This window comes from Gordonia sp. OPL2, assembly GCF_003797825.1.
In the GTDB taxonomy this organism is placed as follows: domain Bacteria; phylum Actinomycetota; class Actinomycetes; order Mycobacteriales; family Mycobacteriaceae; genus Gordonia.
In genome coordinates this window covers 210,701-223,971 of sequence record NZ_RKME01000004.1, presented here as the reverse complement: position 1 = coordinate 223,971, position 13,271 = coordinate 210,701, and the positions used below count along the sequence as shown (strand labels likewise).

At 66.4% G+C, this 13,271-nt stretch carries 11 protein-coding genes; 3 read left to right on the top strand and 8 right to left on the bottom strand.

Features of this window, described 5'->3' with window-relative positions:
- Nucleotides 1–34: 34 nt before the first annotated feature.
- From EEB19_RS06765 to EEB19_RS06755, 3 genes are read right to left on the bottom strand one after another with little or no spacing between them, the layout of a single operon-like run.
- Entirely contained in the window at nucleotides 35–1,228 is a 1,194-nt protein-coding gene (locus EEB19_RS06765; protein WP_187584424.1) for an acyl-CoA dehydrogenase family protein, read from the bottom strand.
- A complete protein-coding gene (locus tag EEB19_RS06760) occupies nucleotides 1,225–2,451 on the bottom strand; it encodes a CaiB/BaiF CoA-transferase family protein (protein ID WP_187584422.1) in 1,227 nt (408 codons plus the stop codon). Before EEB19_RS06760 ends, EEB19_RS06765 begins: the two co-directional genes overlap by 4 nt.
- A gap of 5 nt (nucleotides 2,452–2,456) precedes the next feature.
- Complete coding sequence (locus tag EEB19_RS06755) at nucleotides 2,457–3,809, bottom strand: MFS transporter (RefSeq protein WP_187584420.1); 1,353 nt, start codon at nucleotides 3,807–3,809, stop codon at nucleotides 2,457–2,459.
- A gap of 241 nt (nucleotides 3,810–4,050) precedes the next feature.
- Between EEB19_RS06755 and EEB19_RS06750 the strand changes: the two genes are divergently transcribed.
- Nucleotides 4,051–4,998, top strand: coding sequence for a calcium/sodium antiporter (locus tag EEB19_RS06750; protein ID WP_187584418.1), 948 nt, complete (start codon nucleotides 4,051–4,053; stop codon nucleotides 4,996–4,998).
- Between the two features lie 114 nt (nucleotides 4,999–5,112).
- On the opposite strand, the gene EEB19_RS06745 is transcribed toward EEB19_RS06750, so the two are convergent.
- A complete protein-coding gene (locus EEB19_RS06745) occupies nucleotides 5,113–6,177 on the bottom strand; it encodes a DNA polymerase domain-containing protein (protein WP_187584416.1) in 1,065 nt (354 codons plus the stop codon).
- Nucleotide 6,178: 1 nt separating this feature from the next.
- Entirely contained in the window at nucleotides 6,179–7,234 is a 1,056-nt protein-coding gene (locus EEB19_RS06740) for an ATP-dependent DNA ligase (RefSeq protein ID WP_187584414.1), read from the bottom strand.
- A gap of 47 nt (nucleotides 7,235–7,281) precedes the next feature.
- Between EEB19_RS06740 and gluQRS the strand changes: the two genes are divergently transcribed.
- A complete protein-coding gene (gene gluQRS / locus EEB19_RS06735; RefSeq protein WP_187584412.1) occupies nucleotides 7,282–8,214 on the top strand; it encodes a tRNA glutamyl-Q(34) synthetase GluQRS in 933 nt (310 codons plus the stop codon).
- Between the two features lie 128 nt (nucleotides 8,215–8,342).
- Here the strand turns inward: gluQRS and EEB19_RS06730 are convergent, their stop codons facing one another.
- Both EEB19_RS06730 and EEB19_RS06725 read right to left on the bottom strand, forming a co-directional pair.
- Nucleotides 8,343–9,362 (bottom strand): hemolysin family protein, encoded by a 1,020-nt coding sequence (locus tag EEB19_RS06730; protein WP_187584410.1) that lies wholly within the window; start codon nucleotides 9,360–9,362, stop codon nucleotides 8,343–8,345.
- Complete coding sequence (locus tag EEB19_RS06725; RefSeq protein ID WP_187584408.1) at nucleotides 9,359–10,780, bottom strand: hemolysin family protein; 1,422 nt, start codon at nucleotides 10,778–10,780, stop codon at nucleotides 9,359–9,361. Before EEB19_RS06725 ends, EEB19_RS06730 begins: the two co-directional genes overlap by 4 nt.
- A 346-nt stretch (nucleotides 10,781–11,126) precedes the next feature.
- Between EEB19_RS06725 and EEB19_RS06720 the strand changes: the two genes are divergently transcribed.
- Nucleotides 11,127–11,987 carry an LLM class F420-dependent oxidoreductase gene (locus tag EEB19_RS06720; RefSeq protein ID WP_187584533.1) on the top strand — a complete coding sequence of 287 codons (861 nt, stop codon included), beginning with the start codon at nucleotides 11,127–11,129 and terminating at the stop codon, nucleotides 11,985–11,987.
- A gap of 14 nt (nucleotides 11,988–12,001) precedes the next feature.
- Here the strand turns inward: EEB19_RS06720 and tgt are convergent, their stop codons facing one another.
- Entirely contained in the window at nucleotides 12,002–13,264 is a 1,263-nt protein-coding gene (gene tgt, locus EEB19_RS06715; RefSeq protein WP_262365487.1) for a tRNA guanosine(34) transglycosylase Tgt, read from the bottom strand.
- Nucleotides 13,265–13,271 lie beyond the last annotated feature (7 nt).

The following is a 13,271-nucleotide window of genomic DNA, read 5'->3' as shown; positions in this document are numbered from 1 at the left end:
CTCGTTCGCGTTGATGGGGCTCAGCGCACACCGATCAGGCCCGGAAGGAGTCGGGCAGCGTCCCATCGATTGTGACCTGCCGGATCATCGCTTTGGCGAGATTCCGCTCGTGGACCGGCGACGACCCTTCATAGATGCGCAACGCCCGGACATCACGCCACATCCGCGGTACCGGGTTCGGGCCGACAATGCCCTCGCCACCGAGCAATTGGACGCAGCGATCCGCCACGCGGCTCGCCATCTCCGAGCTGTACAGCTTCGCGGCGGCGATCCGATGTCGTGGAATCGCACCCCGGTCGAACTCCCTCGCACTCTGTACGACGAGCGCTCGCGCCGCCTCCATCTCGGCGAAACTCGCGCCCAAGGTGGCCTGCACCGCGCCGAGATCGGCCAGCGGACCGCCGAACTGTTGTCGCCGGGTGACATGGGCAACTGTTTCTTCGAGCATTCGAGTCGCCTGACCCACGCACGTCGCGGCCACGTGCAGCCGAGCATGGTTGATCCCGCGCAGCGCCATGGTCAAGCCGCTGCCCTCGCTCCCACCCAGCAGATCAGTGCACGGGACCTCGACGTCATCGAAGCGGATCTCCGCGACAGGAGCCTCGGCATGACCGTTCATCATCGACGGAAGCGCGGTCGTGATACCCGGGGTGGATGCGTCCACGACGAACGCCGAGATGCCACCCGCGCCGGGGTCGGAGTCGTCCGTGCGAGCGAACACCACGAAGGCGTCCGCCCACGCGGCATTGGTGATGTAGCGCTTGCCACCGTTGAGAACATAGACATCCCCCTCGCGGCGTGCCGTCGTCCGGAGGTGGGCGGCGTCAGAACCGGCAGCCTCTTCGGTCAGGGCGAATGCGGTGACCAACTCGCCGGCCGCCATCGCGGGAAGCAGTCGGCGTCGCTGAGCTTCGGTGCCGTGCTCGAGTATTGCCTGTGAGCACAAGCCGATGACCGTCGAGAATCGTGACCGATAGACACACGATGCGCGGGTGAACTCGAACGTCAGTCCGACTTGTTGCTCCATGGTGAGCTCGAGGCCGCCATAGGCCCGGGGAATCGATATCCCGAACAGGCCCAGTGCCGCCATCGAATCCAGGATCCGAGCGGGCACCTCACCTGCCTCGACCATCTCGTTCTCGGTGGGGATGAGGTCGGTGTTGGTGAAGTCGGCGATCATCTTCGTGTACGTGTCGAAGTCACAGTCGGCGATCATCGGGTCGATCATGCGAGTCTCCTCATGGATGAGTGGCGGTCATTGTCGAAATCGGTGAGGACCACCCCTGACCGACGAAGGCGATCGACCTCGTCGTCGGAGTAGCCGATCTCGCCGAGCACCGTCGCGGTGTCTCGGCCGGTCGTCGGGGCAGCCGACGAGGAAGGGGGCGTGACATCGTCGAGAGTGAAGGCCGGCCCGGGCGCCGTGTGCACGCTGCCGTCGTCGGCGACCACGTCGATCAGAATCCCGGAGGCGGCCACGTCGTCGTCATCGACGATGTCGTCGAAGGACCGGATCGACCCACACACGATGTTCGCCGACAGGAGGAGTTCGACCGCCTGGTCTCGGGTCATCGTGCCGAATGCGTCGGACAGGATCGTCAGAAGGTCGTCGCGGTGAGCCACCCGGGCCGGGTTGTCGACGAAGCGTGGGTCCTCGATCATGTCCTGACGATCGATGAGAGTGCAGAGCGCGGACCATTTCTCGTCGGTGTACGCCGACAGCACGATCGGTCCGTCGATCAGCTCGACCACGTCGGCAGCGGGTGCTGCGTACGCCTGCCCGTTACCTTTGCGACGCGGGGCAGTTCCGGTCACCATGTACTCGCTCCACCCGGCGGCCTGCATTGCGAGCGTCGCCTCCATCAGCGAGGTCTGCACATGTGCTCCACGGCCGGTGACCGTGCGTTGATAGAGGGCGGCCAGCACTCCCGTGGCCAGAGCGTTGGCGGTGGCGACGTCCGCGACCGGAAAGCCCACGCGCTGAGGTTGCCCATCGGCAGCTCCCGTCACGTGCATGAGCCCGAACTCGGCCTGGGCGGCGATGTCGAGCCCGGGCCTGTTCCGCGACGGTCCGGCGGTCCCGAAGCCCGTCACCGTACCCAGCACGAGACGTGGATATCGGCTGAGTAGTTCTGCGGCGCCCAAACCCAGCCGCTCGGCGGATTCCTGACGGAAGTTGTGTACGACGACGTCGGCAGTCGCGAGGAGGTCGTGCAGGACCGAAGCGCCGTCGGGGTGCCGTAGATCGAGGGCGATGCTGCGCTTGTCTCGGTTGTAGGCCTGCACCATGGCTTCTCCGAAAGTTCCCACCGACCGGGCTTGGTCACCGCGTAGGCTCTCGACCTTCACCACATCCGCTCCGAGGTCTGACAGCATCTGGCATGCGCCGGGCCCGGCGATGTACTGGCCCAGGTCCAGAACGCGGATTCCGCTCAGGGGTCGGTTCGTCATCGATCTCACCTGTCCTTCCGTGCCGAGTTGGTGGCGCTGAGCTGTTGCAATGCAGCTCTGGACTTCTCCGGATTGAGCATGTAGCCGCCGGCGACACCCATGACACACACCACCGCCCCGACGAACAGGAATCCGGTTGAATATCCCTGTGCTGCAGTTGGTGCGCGATCGATGATCAGTCCCAGCAGGTAGGGCGCGACGATCCCCGCCACGCTGTACGCGGCGATGATGCACCCGAAGAATGCCACCCGCTGCCTGGCGGGCAGAAAGTCCGAGGCACCCGCGAACGCCACGGAGAACGGCACGCTGTTCACCGCAAAGGCGATGATCACCAGGACGAGTTGTCCAGCACCGGAGGGGATCTGGGTGAAGATCATCATCGAGACGCCGCCGAGCACGAGATAGGCACCCGTGAGATAGCCTCTGGCGACGCGTGATCTGACCCCGCGACGTATCAGGCGACCGGACAGTATCCCCGCCGAGATCAATACGAAGACCGCCACCACGTAAGGCAGTGTCACCAACAGTCCGACAGTGCCCGACGAATAGCCCAGTCCCTCGTTCATGTACGCCGGCAACCAGGCGACCTTCAACGACGAGATGAGATAGCCGGCGAACGAGAGCAGGACCAATCCCCAGAAGCTCTGCAGGGTCAGCAGGCGAAGAAAGGGCACCGATACGTCGTCGTGTGGATCGCCGACCGTCGAGACCTCGGAGGTCGGACGTTCGGAACGCCTGAACGGCAACTTCTCGGTGTACCCGAACCATACGATCACCCAGACCGCGCTCACCAGCACCAATACCAGAAACGCCGCATGCCAGGTCCAGGTGAGGATGACCCACGTCAGCACAGGCGCAGCGATCATCGGTCCGACCGAGGAACCAGCGTTCACGACCGCGCCGGCCATCGCCCGCTTGTCCGGTGCGAAGCGGTCGGCCACGACCGACTGGCACAGTGCGTGCGCCGGTCCTTCGAAGAAGCCCAACGCGATGCGGCATGCGAGCAGCACGCCGAACGATGTCTGAACAGCCAGCGGGGCCATACTCGCGATCCAGGTGATCATGAGCAGCCCGGCGCCCCAGGTATAGGAGATCTTGCGCAGGACCGCCGTCAACGTGACCGCTCCTACCGCGAACAGCCAAAAGAATGCGCTGCTCAGGAGCCCGTACTGTCCGGCACTGATGCCCAAGCTCTCGCGAATCTGGTGGCTCGCCAGGCCGACGGCCGCCTTGTCCGCAAAGTTCAGGGTGAAGAACAGGAACAGAAGCAGAACGATGCCCCACGAGTACCTACTGGCTTTCGCACTCCGCGTCGCCCGAGGGCCGACCCCGGTGGTGGTGACGTGAGTCGCAGTCATGAGGGAACCTCCACAGTCTCGGAACCCAGACCCACCTCTGCGGGCGGCGGTTGCACCGACGGTCTGAGTGATATCCACATCACACCCAGCAGCCGCCACGAACAACCAGCACTTTCTTGTCGGACCATATGTTTTCGGCTATAGGTCCCGGTGGCGACGAGACTCGCCTCGCCGACCTCCGTCCTGCCCGTTCGAAGTGATTGCCGCACGGTCCGCACGCCCAAGACCCCATAATCAGCACGTGAACGACTACGTCCTCGTCGTCATCGGGCTCACCGCGTTGATCCTCGGAGCCGAAGGGCTGGTGCGCGGCGGTTCGGCGATCGCCGCGCGACTGGGCATCTCACCGATGCTGGTCGGCGTGACGGTGGTGTCGATCGGCACCAGCCTTCCCGAACTCGCCGTCGGCATCGACGCCGCGGTGCACGATGCGGGCCCGTTGGCGGTGGGCAACATCGCCGGCACCAACATCGTCAACATTCTTCTGATCCTGGGTCTTTCGGCGGCCATGGTGCCGTTGGCACTGCGCAGACAGACCGTTCGGATCGATCTGCCCGCCATGGTCGTCAGCGCACTGCTGCTGTGGGCACTCGCGGCCAACGGGACGTTGTCGCGGCTCGACGGCACGATCCTGCTCCTGCTCGCCGTCGCCTACACCATCACCGTCGTCCGGGCGGAGATCTCCGGCGACGACGCACCACTCCCCGAAGTACTCGACGCCACACCTGTACCCGGCCGGATCGGTTGGCGCATCGTGCAACTCGTGTCCGGGGTGGCCGTGGTCGTCGTCGGCGCCGAGTGGCTCGTCACCGGCGCGGTCGACGTCGCCGGGGATCTCGGTGTCAGCGAGGCCGTCATCGGCCTGACCGTGGTGGCGATCGGGACGTCGGCGCCGGAGCTGGTCACCACGATCGTGTCCACCATCCGCGGCGAACGTGATCTCGCCATCGGCAACCTCATCGGATCGAGCATCTACAACATCACGTTCATCCTCGGCACGACCTCGTTGGTCCGGCCGCTGGAGGTCACCGACGAACTCATCCGGATCGATCTGCCGCTGATGGCCGCAGTCGCGCTGATCTGCGTGCCGGTGTTCCTGACCGGCCGGCGCATCACGCGGCTCGAGGGGGTTGCGTTCGTCGTCGGATACCTGGTGTATCTGGTGCTGGTGATCACGTTGCGTACGTGAGTGTTTGGGGTCTGGGTTCGGTGGTCTCGATACGCCGGGCTCGCTCGGCTACTCGACCAGCTGGTGGGCGGCCCTTCGTGACGCTCGCAAGCTCGCTCCTCAGGGACCTGCGGGTCACCCCTCGACGCGATTGCCCTTCTCATCCCAGTGGGCGGCCACCTTCTTGCTCGGCTGCACCCGAGGCGGCTCGCCCGGCATCTTCGGATAGCTCGGCGGGTACGGCATGTCGCCCAGTCCGTTCGCATCGTCGCGCTGCACCATCTCCAGCAGCGGCTCCAGGCCGCGCCGGTGATCGGCGATGTCGGCCATCGGATCTCCGCGTCGCGCAACGAGTTCGGGGACGGTCGCGATGGTGCAGTCGTCGGGATTCACATCTGCCAACTCGTCCCAGGTGACCGGCGTCGACACCCGCGCGTTGGGGCTGCGGCGCGCCGAGTAGGGCGAGGCCATCGTGCGGTCGCGTGCATTCTGGTTGTAGTCGATGAAGATCCGCTCGCCGCGTTCCTCTTTCCACCACGACGGGGTGACGCCCTCGGGATCGCGGCGTTCCATCTCACGCGCGATGGCGATCACGGCTCGTCGGCCGGCGATGAAGTCCCACTTCGGTTCCACCGGCACATACACGTGGATGCCACGGCCACCCGAGGTCTTCGGAAACCCGGTATAGCCCAACTCGTCCAGTAGCGGTGCGAGCACTTCGATCGCGACGCGTCGCACGTCGTCGAAGTCGGTACCGGGCTGCGGATCGAGGTCGATCCGTAGCTGATCGGGATGATCGTTGTCCGGGTCGATGGTAGGCCAACTGTGAAAGGTGAAGGTGCCCAGGTTCGCACCCCACACGATGTCGGCGGGGATCTGCGGTTTGATCGCGTCACCCGTTCGGCCCGAGGGGAACACGATCCGCGTCGACTGCACGTGGTCGGGGCGTTTCTTTGCGATGTGCTTCTGGTAGATCTCTTCGCCGTCGACGCCGTCGGGGAAGCGCTGCAGGAAGGTCGGCCGATCCCGAACGGCGGTCATGATCGCGCCCTGAAGGGCTATCTCCCGGTAATAGCCGACGAGATCGCGCTTGCGCCCACCGTTCTCGCCGAGCTCGGGGAAGTAGATCTTGTCAGGATTGCTCAACCGGACCGCGACGCCGTCGACGTCGAGTTCCTCGGCGGGTGATCGGGATGCCATGTCAGGAGTCCCCTTCCAACACGTCGTGCAGATCGTAGGTGAGGGGCACTTCGAGCTGGTCGTAGGTGCAGCTCTCGGGCTCGCGGTCGGGTCTCCACCGCAAGAACTTGACCGTGTGCCGGAACCGGTGGTTCTCCATCTGGTCGTAGGCGACCTCGACGACGAGTTCGGGGCGGATCGGGATCCATTCGCCCGACTTCTCCGAACGCCACCGCGTCGGCTCCCCCGGGCTGGGTTTGTCGGGATCGGTCCGCATGGGCTCGAACATCTCCTGCAGTTCGATGCGTTTGGCGTCGGAGAATGCGCCGGCTCCGCCGACCATCCGGAGCTCGCCGTCGGCGTAGAGCCCGAGGAGCATCGACCCCAGCCCCGTACCGCTCTTGTGTACCCGGTATCCGAAGACCACGCAGTCGGCGGTGCGCTTGTGTTTGACCTTCACCATCTCGCGCTTGCCCTCGACGTACGCGCCGTCGAGTCGTTTGCCGACGACACCGTCGAGGCCCGCGCCCTCGAAGGCAGTGAACCAGTCGGTGGCGATCGCCGGATCGGCCGTCACCCGACTGACCTTCAGCAGCCGGTCGCCACCGCCGTCCGGGTCGATCGCCTGCAGGAGGGCCTCACGTCGGACGGGAAACGGTTCACCGGTCACGCTCGCCTTGCCCAATGCCAAGGCGTCGAACCCGATGAAGATCGCGGGCGTCTTCTCCGCCAGCATGGTGACCCGGGACTCCGCCGGGTGGATGCGCTGCGCGAGGGAGTCCCAGTCGAGCCGGTGCGTGTCGCCGATGAGGGCCGGCACCCCGATCTCGCCGTCGACGACGGCCTTGTCCGGCAGTTCGTCCTTGGCAGCCGCGACGAGCTCGGGGAAGTAGCGGGCCAGGTCCTTTCCGCCCCGCGACCCGATGTTGACCTCATCGCCGTCCCGAAAGATCAACGCACGAAAGCCATCCCACTTGGGCTCGTAGGACCAGACCGGATCGCCGTCCGGCTGATCGGGCACAGCCGTGACGGCCTTGGCGAGCATCGGGGCAACGGGCGGCATCACCGGGAGGTCCACGGGTCTCATGGTACGTCGGGGGTCGGTCTCGGTACGCTCATCCGCACATGGACATCGGCCCCGGACTCCCCACTCCGACGCCGGCGGGACGCTTCGCGCCGTCACCGTCGGGAGAGTTGCACGTCGGCAATCTCCGCACGGCCGTGCTCGCCTGGTTGTTCGCCCGGACCACCGGACGCGCGTTCGGAATCCGCATGGAAGATCTCGATCGCACCGCCGTTGGCGCCGACCAGCAGCAACTCGCCGATCTGGCCGCCCTCGGCGTCGACTGGGACCCGCCGGTGATCTATCAGACCGACCGACAGGCCGTCTATCAGTCGGTGATCGACACTCTCCGCGACGCGGGACGCACATTCGAGTGCTTCTGCACCCGGCGGGAGATCCTCGAGGCACCGTCGGCACCGCACGCGCCCCAGGGCGCGTATCCGGGTACGTGCCGGGATCTCACACCGGCGCAGCGCGCCGAGCGTCGTGCCGCGGGTCGGCCACCGGCTGTGCGACTCCGGGCGGACACCGACGTGTTCACCGTCGACGACGAACTGCACGGCACCTATACCGGGGCAGTCGACGACTTCGTCATCCAACGCAACGACGGCACACCGGCCTACAACCTCGCGGTCGTCGTCGACGATGCCGCCCAGGGGATCGATCAGGTGGTGCGCGGCGACGATCTGCTGTCGTCGGCACCTCGGCAGGGCTACCTCGCCACGCTGCTCGGGCACACACCTCCGGCCTACGCCCACGTGCCGATGGTCCTGAACTCCGAGCACATCCGTCTCAGCAAACGGGACGGCGCCGTCACTCTGAGCGATCTCGCGGAGCGCGGGGTGACGGCCGACGACGTCTTGTCGCACATGGCGTCGTCGCTCGGCCTGGGCGACGCCGGCGAGACGGTCGACACCGCGATGCTGCTCGAGCGATTCCGGCCCGCCGCGCTTCCCCGTGATCCGTGGATTCTCACCGACGACGAGTGGTCGTGAGCAGTCGCGGGGCTCCGCGTCGGTACCTGTGCGCACCAGGAACACGAGAGCGGCCCGATAAGTGGATTATCCACTCATCGGGCCGCTGAGGTGACCATCATGTCGGGCCTCGGGGCCTCAGGCGGCGGTCAGCCGGACGTGGTGGCCAGCAACCGCTCGAGCACGTCGTCGAGCGTGAGCAGGCCGACAACGCGCCCCTCGTCGACGACTGTCGCGACATGACCCTTCGACTCACGCATCGCCGACAACGCCTCGTACACGGGCACACTCGACGCGAAGGACAGTACCGGCCTCATCAGCTCGGCGGCCGTGGTGTCGGGCGAGGCAGCGAGACTGTCCCGAACGTGCACGACGCCGTCGACCGCAGTGGCATCGTCTGATCCATTGGTACGCACCAGGAGTCGGCGGTGATTGCTGCGGCGTGAGGCATCCTGGATCACCTTCGGCGTCGCCGACCGAGGCACCGCCGTCACGGCGCCGTGGCCGATCACGTCGCCGACGGTGAGCGATTGGAGCTCCAGCGCGCTGGTCAGGTGTGCGTGATACCGCTCGTCCAGGGTGCCGACCGTCGCCGAGTGCTCGACGAGATGTCGAAGGGCTTCTGAATCCTGGCCGGAGGCAACCTGATCCACGGCCTCGACGCCGACCTTCGCCAGACACCAGTTGGCCAGCCGGTTCAGCTGCACGATGACCGGCCGCGTCACCCACATGAACGCCCGCATCGGCAACGCCAGCATCGTGGCCGACCGTTCGGGATGGGCGATGGCCCACGACTTCGGCGCCATCTCGCCGACGACCAGATGCAGGAAGGTGACGATGATCAACGCGAGCACGAAGCCCGCGATGTCGGCGGTCCACAGCGGCAGGCCCCAGCTCTCGAACGCCGGCGTGAGCCAATGGTGCACAGCGGGTTTGGTGATCGCGCCCAGTGCGAGCGTGCAGACCGTGATGCCCAGCTGCGACCCGGCCAGCAACACCGACAGCTCAGACGCGCTGCGCAATGCCGCTCGCGCCGACCTGCTGGTGGGGGCGGCGTCCTCGAGGCGATGACGTCGCGCCGCGATGAGCGCGAACTCGACCGCGACAAAGAATGCGCTGGCCGCGATCAGGCCGACGGTCGCGATGATGACGATCCACGGATTGCTCATCGGGCACCGCCTTCCTCGGTCGCGTCGGCGTGATGTCGGCGACCCGGTGAACTGTCCGCGTGGGCCAGGGATGTCGTCAGCAGCACCGACGACGGCACATGCCGGTCGACGGCGAGCACAACGACCCGCACCGACTGCGGCCCGACGGGTTCGTCGTGCGCGAGCAGGGCGGGATCGAGTTCGAGGTCGAACACGACTTCGTCGCCGACGGCGGGCAGTCCGCCGAACTCGCCGATGACCAGTCCGGCGATGGTCTCGTGGTCGTCGTCGGGGAGATCGTGACCGATCTCGCGGGAGACCTCGTCCAGATGGGTGTCGCCGCGGATCAGCCACCCGTCGTCGGTGTGCTCGATCGCCTCCGGGGCATCCGGATCGTGCTCGTCGTCGATCTCGCCGACGAGTTCCTCGGCGATGTCCTCGATGGTCACGACACCGGCGAATCCGCCGTACTCGTCGATCACAACGGCCATCTCGTCGTCGGCCTCCTCGATCTGCGCGATCACCTCGGGCAGGGGCAGGGACGTCGGCACGATGATCGGGCGACGGCACACGTCGGCCGCCGTCGCCGTCGGATTCGCGGTTGCGTCGGCCGACCACACGAGCAGGTCGTGTAGGTGGACGATGCCGATGATCTCGGCGTTGTCGTCGGTGACCGGATAACGGGTGTGTCCGGTGCTCATCCTCGTCAGCACCGACGACGCGGTGTCGTCGTCGCCCACGCAGTCGACGCGGGTGCGCGGGATCATCGCGTGACCGGCTGTGCGCGTGGGGAAGTCGAGGATGCGATCCAGCAGCGTCGACAGATCCGCGGGAAGCTCGCCGGCGTCCCGCGACTCCGCGACGATGTGCTCGAGGTCGCGCGGGGTGGCCGAATGCTCGACGTCATGCACGGGTTCGATGCGCAGCATGCGCAACAAGAGGTTCGATGATTTGTCGAACAGCGCGATCAGCCAGCCGAACACCGCGAGGTAGGCCGTCGTCGACCGCGCCAACCACCGCGCCACCGGCTCCGGCCGTGCTATCGCCAGGTTCTTCGGGAACAACTCACCGAGGACCATCTGGATGACGGTGGAGAACAGGATCGCGATGACCGTGCCGATCGCCACGCCGGCCGCGACCGGAATCCCGACGTCGCCGAGGAGTTCGCCGACACCGCTACCGATGAGCGGTTCGGCGACGTAGCCGACGAGCAGGCCGGTGATGGTGATGCCCAGCTGAGCGCCGGAGAGCATGAAGGAGGTGCGGCGGGTGACGGAGAGTGCACGCGCGGCCGCGGCGTCACCGGCGTCGGCGCGAGCTCGCAATCGTGACCGGTCGACCGCCATGTACGCGAACTCCTGAGCGACGAAATAGCCGGTCAGGGCGGTGATGAGGAAGACGACGAGGATGCCGGCAGCGATGCCGAGGAGGGTCAGCACGACGACCTCCGGGCAGCCCCGACGGGGTGATCGTCAGGCAGGGTGGAGCAGGGGTGGGCAGATCGTCGTCGGCGTTTTCGGCGCTTGGCGCGTCGCATCGTCTCTCTCGGTTCAGGCTCGGTGGGACCCTTCCAGGGTGCCGAGTCGGCGGTCTCTTCGCAAACCCAACGAGTCGGACAGGGTTGCGGTTCCCGAGGGGGTGTCGCCCGGGTGCGGGCCGACGGGTGGCCCGACGATCCAGTCGGGGAGGTCATCCCGGAACTGCGCCTGCGGGCATTTCCGGCGCGTTCTTCCAGGTGGCGCCCGGGCGCCGGGATTCGGTGGATGATCTACAGGCATGACGGACATGCGCATCGGTCTGCACGCCCTGGGGATCGGCACGGGGGCAAACCGCGACGTCATCGACGCCGTCGCCCGCCGGGCCGAGCGCCGGGGTTTCGCGACTCTGTGGTCGGGCGAACACGTCGTGATGGTCGACGATCAGACCTCGCGATACCCCTATGCGGCCGACGGGAAGATCGCGGTGCCGGCCGACGCGGATTGGCTGGACCCGACGATCACGTTGTCCTTCGCGGCCGCGGCCACCTCGACCATCGGCCTCGCGACCGGCGTATCCCTCTTGCCCGAACACAATCCGGTGATCATGGCCAAGCAGCTCGCGTCACTGGACCGCCTCAGCGGCGGACGGCTGACAGCCGGCGTCGGGATCGGCTGGTCGCGCGAGGAATTCGATGCGCTCGGGGTCCCGTTCGAGCGCAGAGGAGCCCGAACCGCCCGGTACGTCGAGGCCATGCGCACCCTGTGGCGAGACGATCCCGCGTCCTACACATCCGAGTTCGTCTCGTTCGACGCCATCCGCGTCCGGCCGGCACCGGTCCGATCGACCATCCCGATCGTCGTCGGCGGCAACAGTGACAGCGCTCTGAAACGGGTCGTCGACTGGGCCGACGGCTGGTACGGCTTCAACCTCGACGATGTCGATGCCGTCGCCGACCGCATGCGCACGATCAACGAATTGTGCTCGTCCGCAGGACGATCCACCGATCAACTCAGCGTCGCGGTGGCGCTGCGCTCTCCGTCGCTCGCCGACCTCGAACCGCTCGCCGCGCTCGGGGTGACCGAACTGGTGATCGTGGATGCGCCACCCGCTGACGCGGCCGACGCCGTCGACTGGGTCGACAGCCTTGCCACCGAATGGATTCGCTGACGCTCAGGAGCCGCTCACCGGGAACCCGCGTAGTACCGACCCAGGAAGTCGTCGCGGTACTCGACGTAGTTCCCGGCCTCGATCGCCCGACGGGCACCGTCGACCATCTGCACGATGAACGACACGTTGTGCAGGGTCGCGAGGGTCGCGGCGAGTCCTTCCTTCGCCTTGAACAGATGATGAAGGTACGCGCGGGTGTATTGCGAGCTGTAGTTCTCGACTTCCGGGTCGAGTGGTCGGAAATCCTTGCGGTACTTCGCATTCGTGACGTTGTATCGCCCGTCCCGCGAGTAGATCGCCCCGTTGCGGGCGACCCGGGTCGGTGAGACGCAGTCGAAGGTGTCGGCACCGTTCTCGATCGCCACGAAGATGTCGTCCGGTTCGCTGATGCCGAGCAGATGTTTCGGCTTGTCCTGCGGGAGTTCGTCGTTGACCCAGCCGACGATGGTCCCGAGGTCGTCCTTGGTGAGCGCCCCGCCGATCCCGAAACCGCCGAATCCGCGCCCACCGTCGGCCTGATCCATCGCGCTCATGGTGACCAGATCCCGCGCGGCCTTGCGCCGCAGATCCTCGTATTGGGCACCCTGAATGACACCCCACAGCGACTGCGGTGGACGATGGATGCGCTCGCGGGTCAGCTGATTGTGTTCGGCGAGACAGCGAATCGCCCAGAGCCTGGTGCGCTCGAGTGAATTCTCTTGATACATACGGGTGTTCATCAGGGTGGTCAGTTCGTCGAACGCGAAGATGATGTCGGCGCCCAGTTGGTGCTGAATCTGCATGGACACCTCCGGGGTGAACCGGTGGGCCGACCCGTCGAGATGCGACTTGAAGGTGACGCCGTCGTCGTCGACGGCCGAGAGCCGTTCCTTGCCGGCGGCGGTCGCGTCGTCGTTCTGCTCGCCGACGACGTCCATCGAGATGACCTTCTTGAACCCGACACCGAGGGACATGACCTGGAATCCCCCGCTGTCGGTGTAGGTGGGACCGGGCCAGTTCATGAAGGCCCCGAGTCCACCGGCCTCGTCGATGATCTCCGGACCGGGCTGCAGGTAGAGGTGATAGGCGTTGGCGAGGACCGCCTGCGCGCCGAGCGCCGCCACCGATTCGGGGAGCACCGTCTTGACGGTGGCCTTGGTCCCGACCGGCACGAACGCCGGCGTATGGATCTGCCCGTGCGGGGTGTCGATGACGCCGGTCCGGCCCCGGGTGCCGGGCAGCGACGTCCCGACGGTGAAGGAATGGTCGGGGCTCAAGGCGGGGTCGTCGGAACTCACGGGTGCA

Excerpts from the sequence above, each read along its gene's own strand:
- EEB19_RS06745 (WP_187584416.1), bottom strand. The coding sequence starts at position 6,177 with ATGGCATCCCGATCACCCGCCGAGGAACTCGACGTCGACGGCGTCGCG.
- EEB19_RS06720 (WP_187584533.1), top strand. The coding sequence starts at position 11,127 with ATGCGCATCGGTCTGCACGCCCTGGGGATCGGCACGGGGGCAAACCGC.
- EEB19_RS06730 (WP_187584410.1), bottom strand. The coding sequence starts at position 9,362 with ATGAGCAATCCGTGGATCGTCATCATCGCGACCGTCGGCCTGATCGCG.
- EEB19_RS06765 (WP_187584424.1), bottom strand. The coding sequence starts at position 1,228 with ATGATCGACCCGATGATCGCCGACTGTGACTTCGACACGTACACGAAG.
- EEB19_RS06755 (WP_187584420.1), bottom strand. The coding sequence starts at position 3,809 with ATGACTGCGACTCACGTCACCACCACCGGGGTCGGCCCTCGGGCGACG.
- EEB19_RS06760 (WP_187584422.1), bottom strand. The coding sequence starts at position 2,451 with ATGACGAACCGACCCCTGAGCGGAATCCGCGTTCTGGACCTGGGCCAG.
- gluQRS (WP_187584412.1), top strand. The coding sequence starts at position 7,282 with ATGGACATCGGCCCCGGACTCCCCACTCCGACGCCGGCGGGACGCTTC.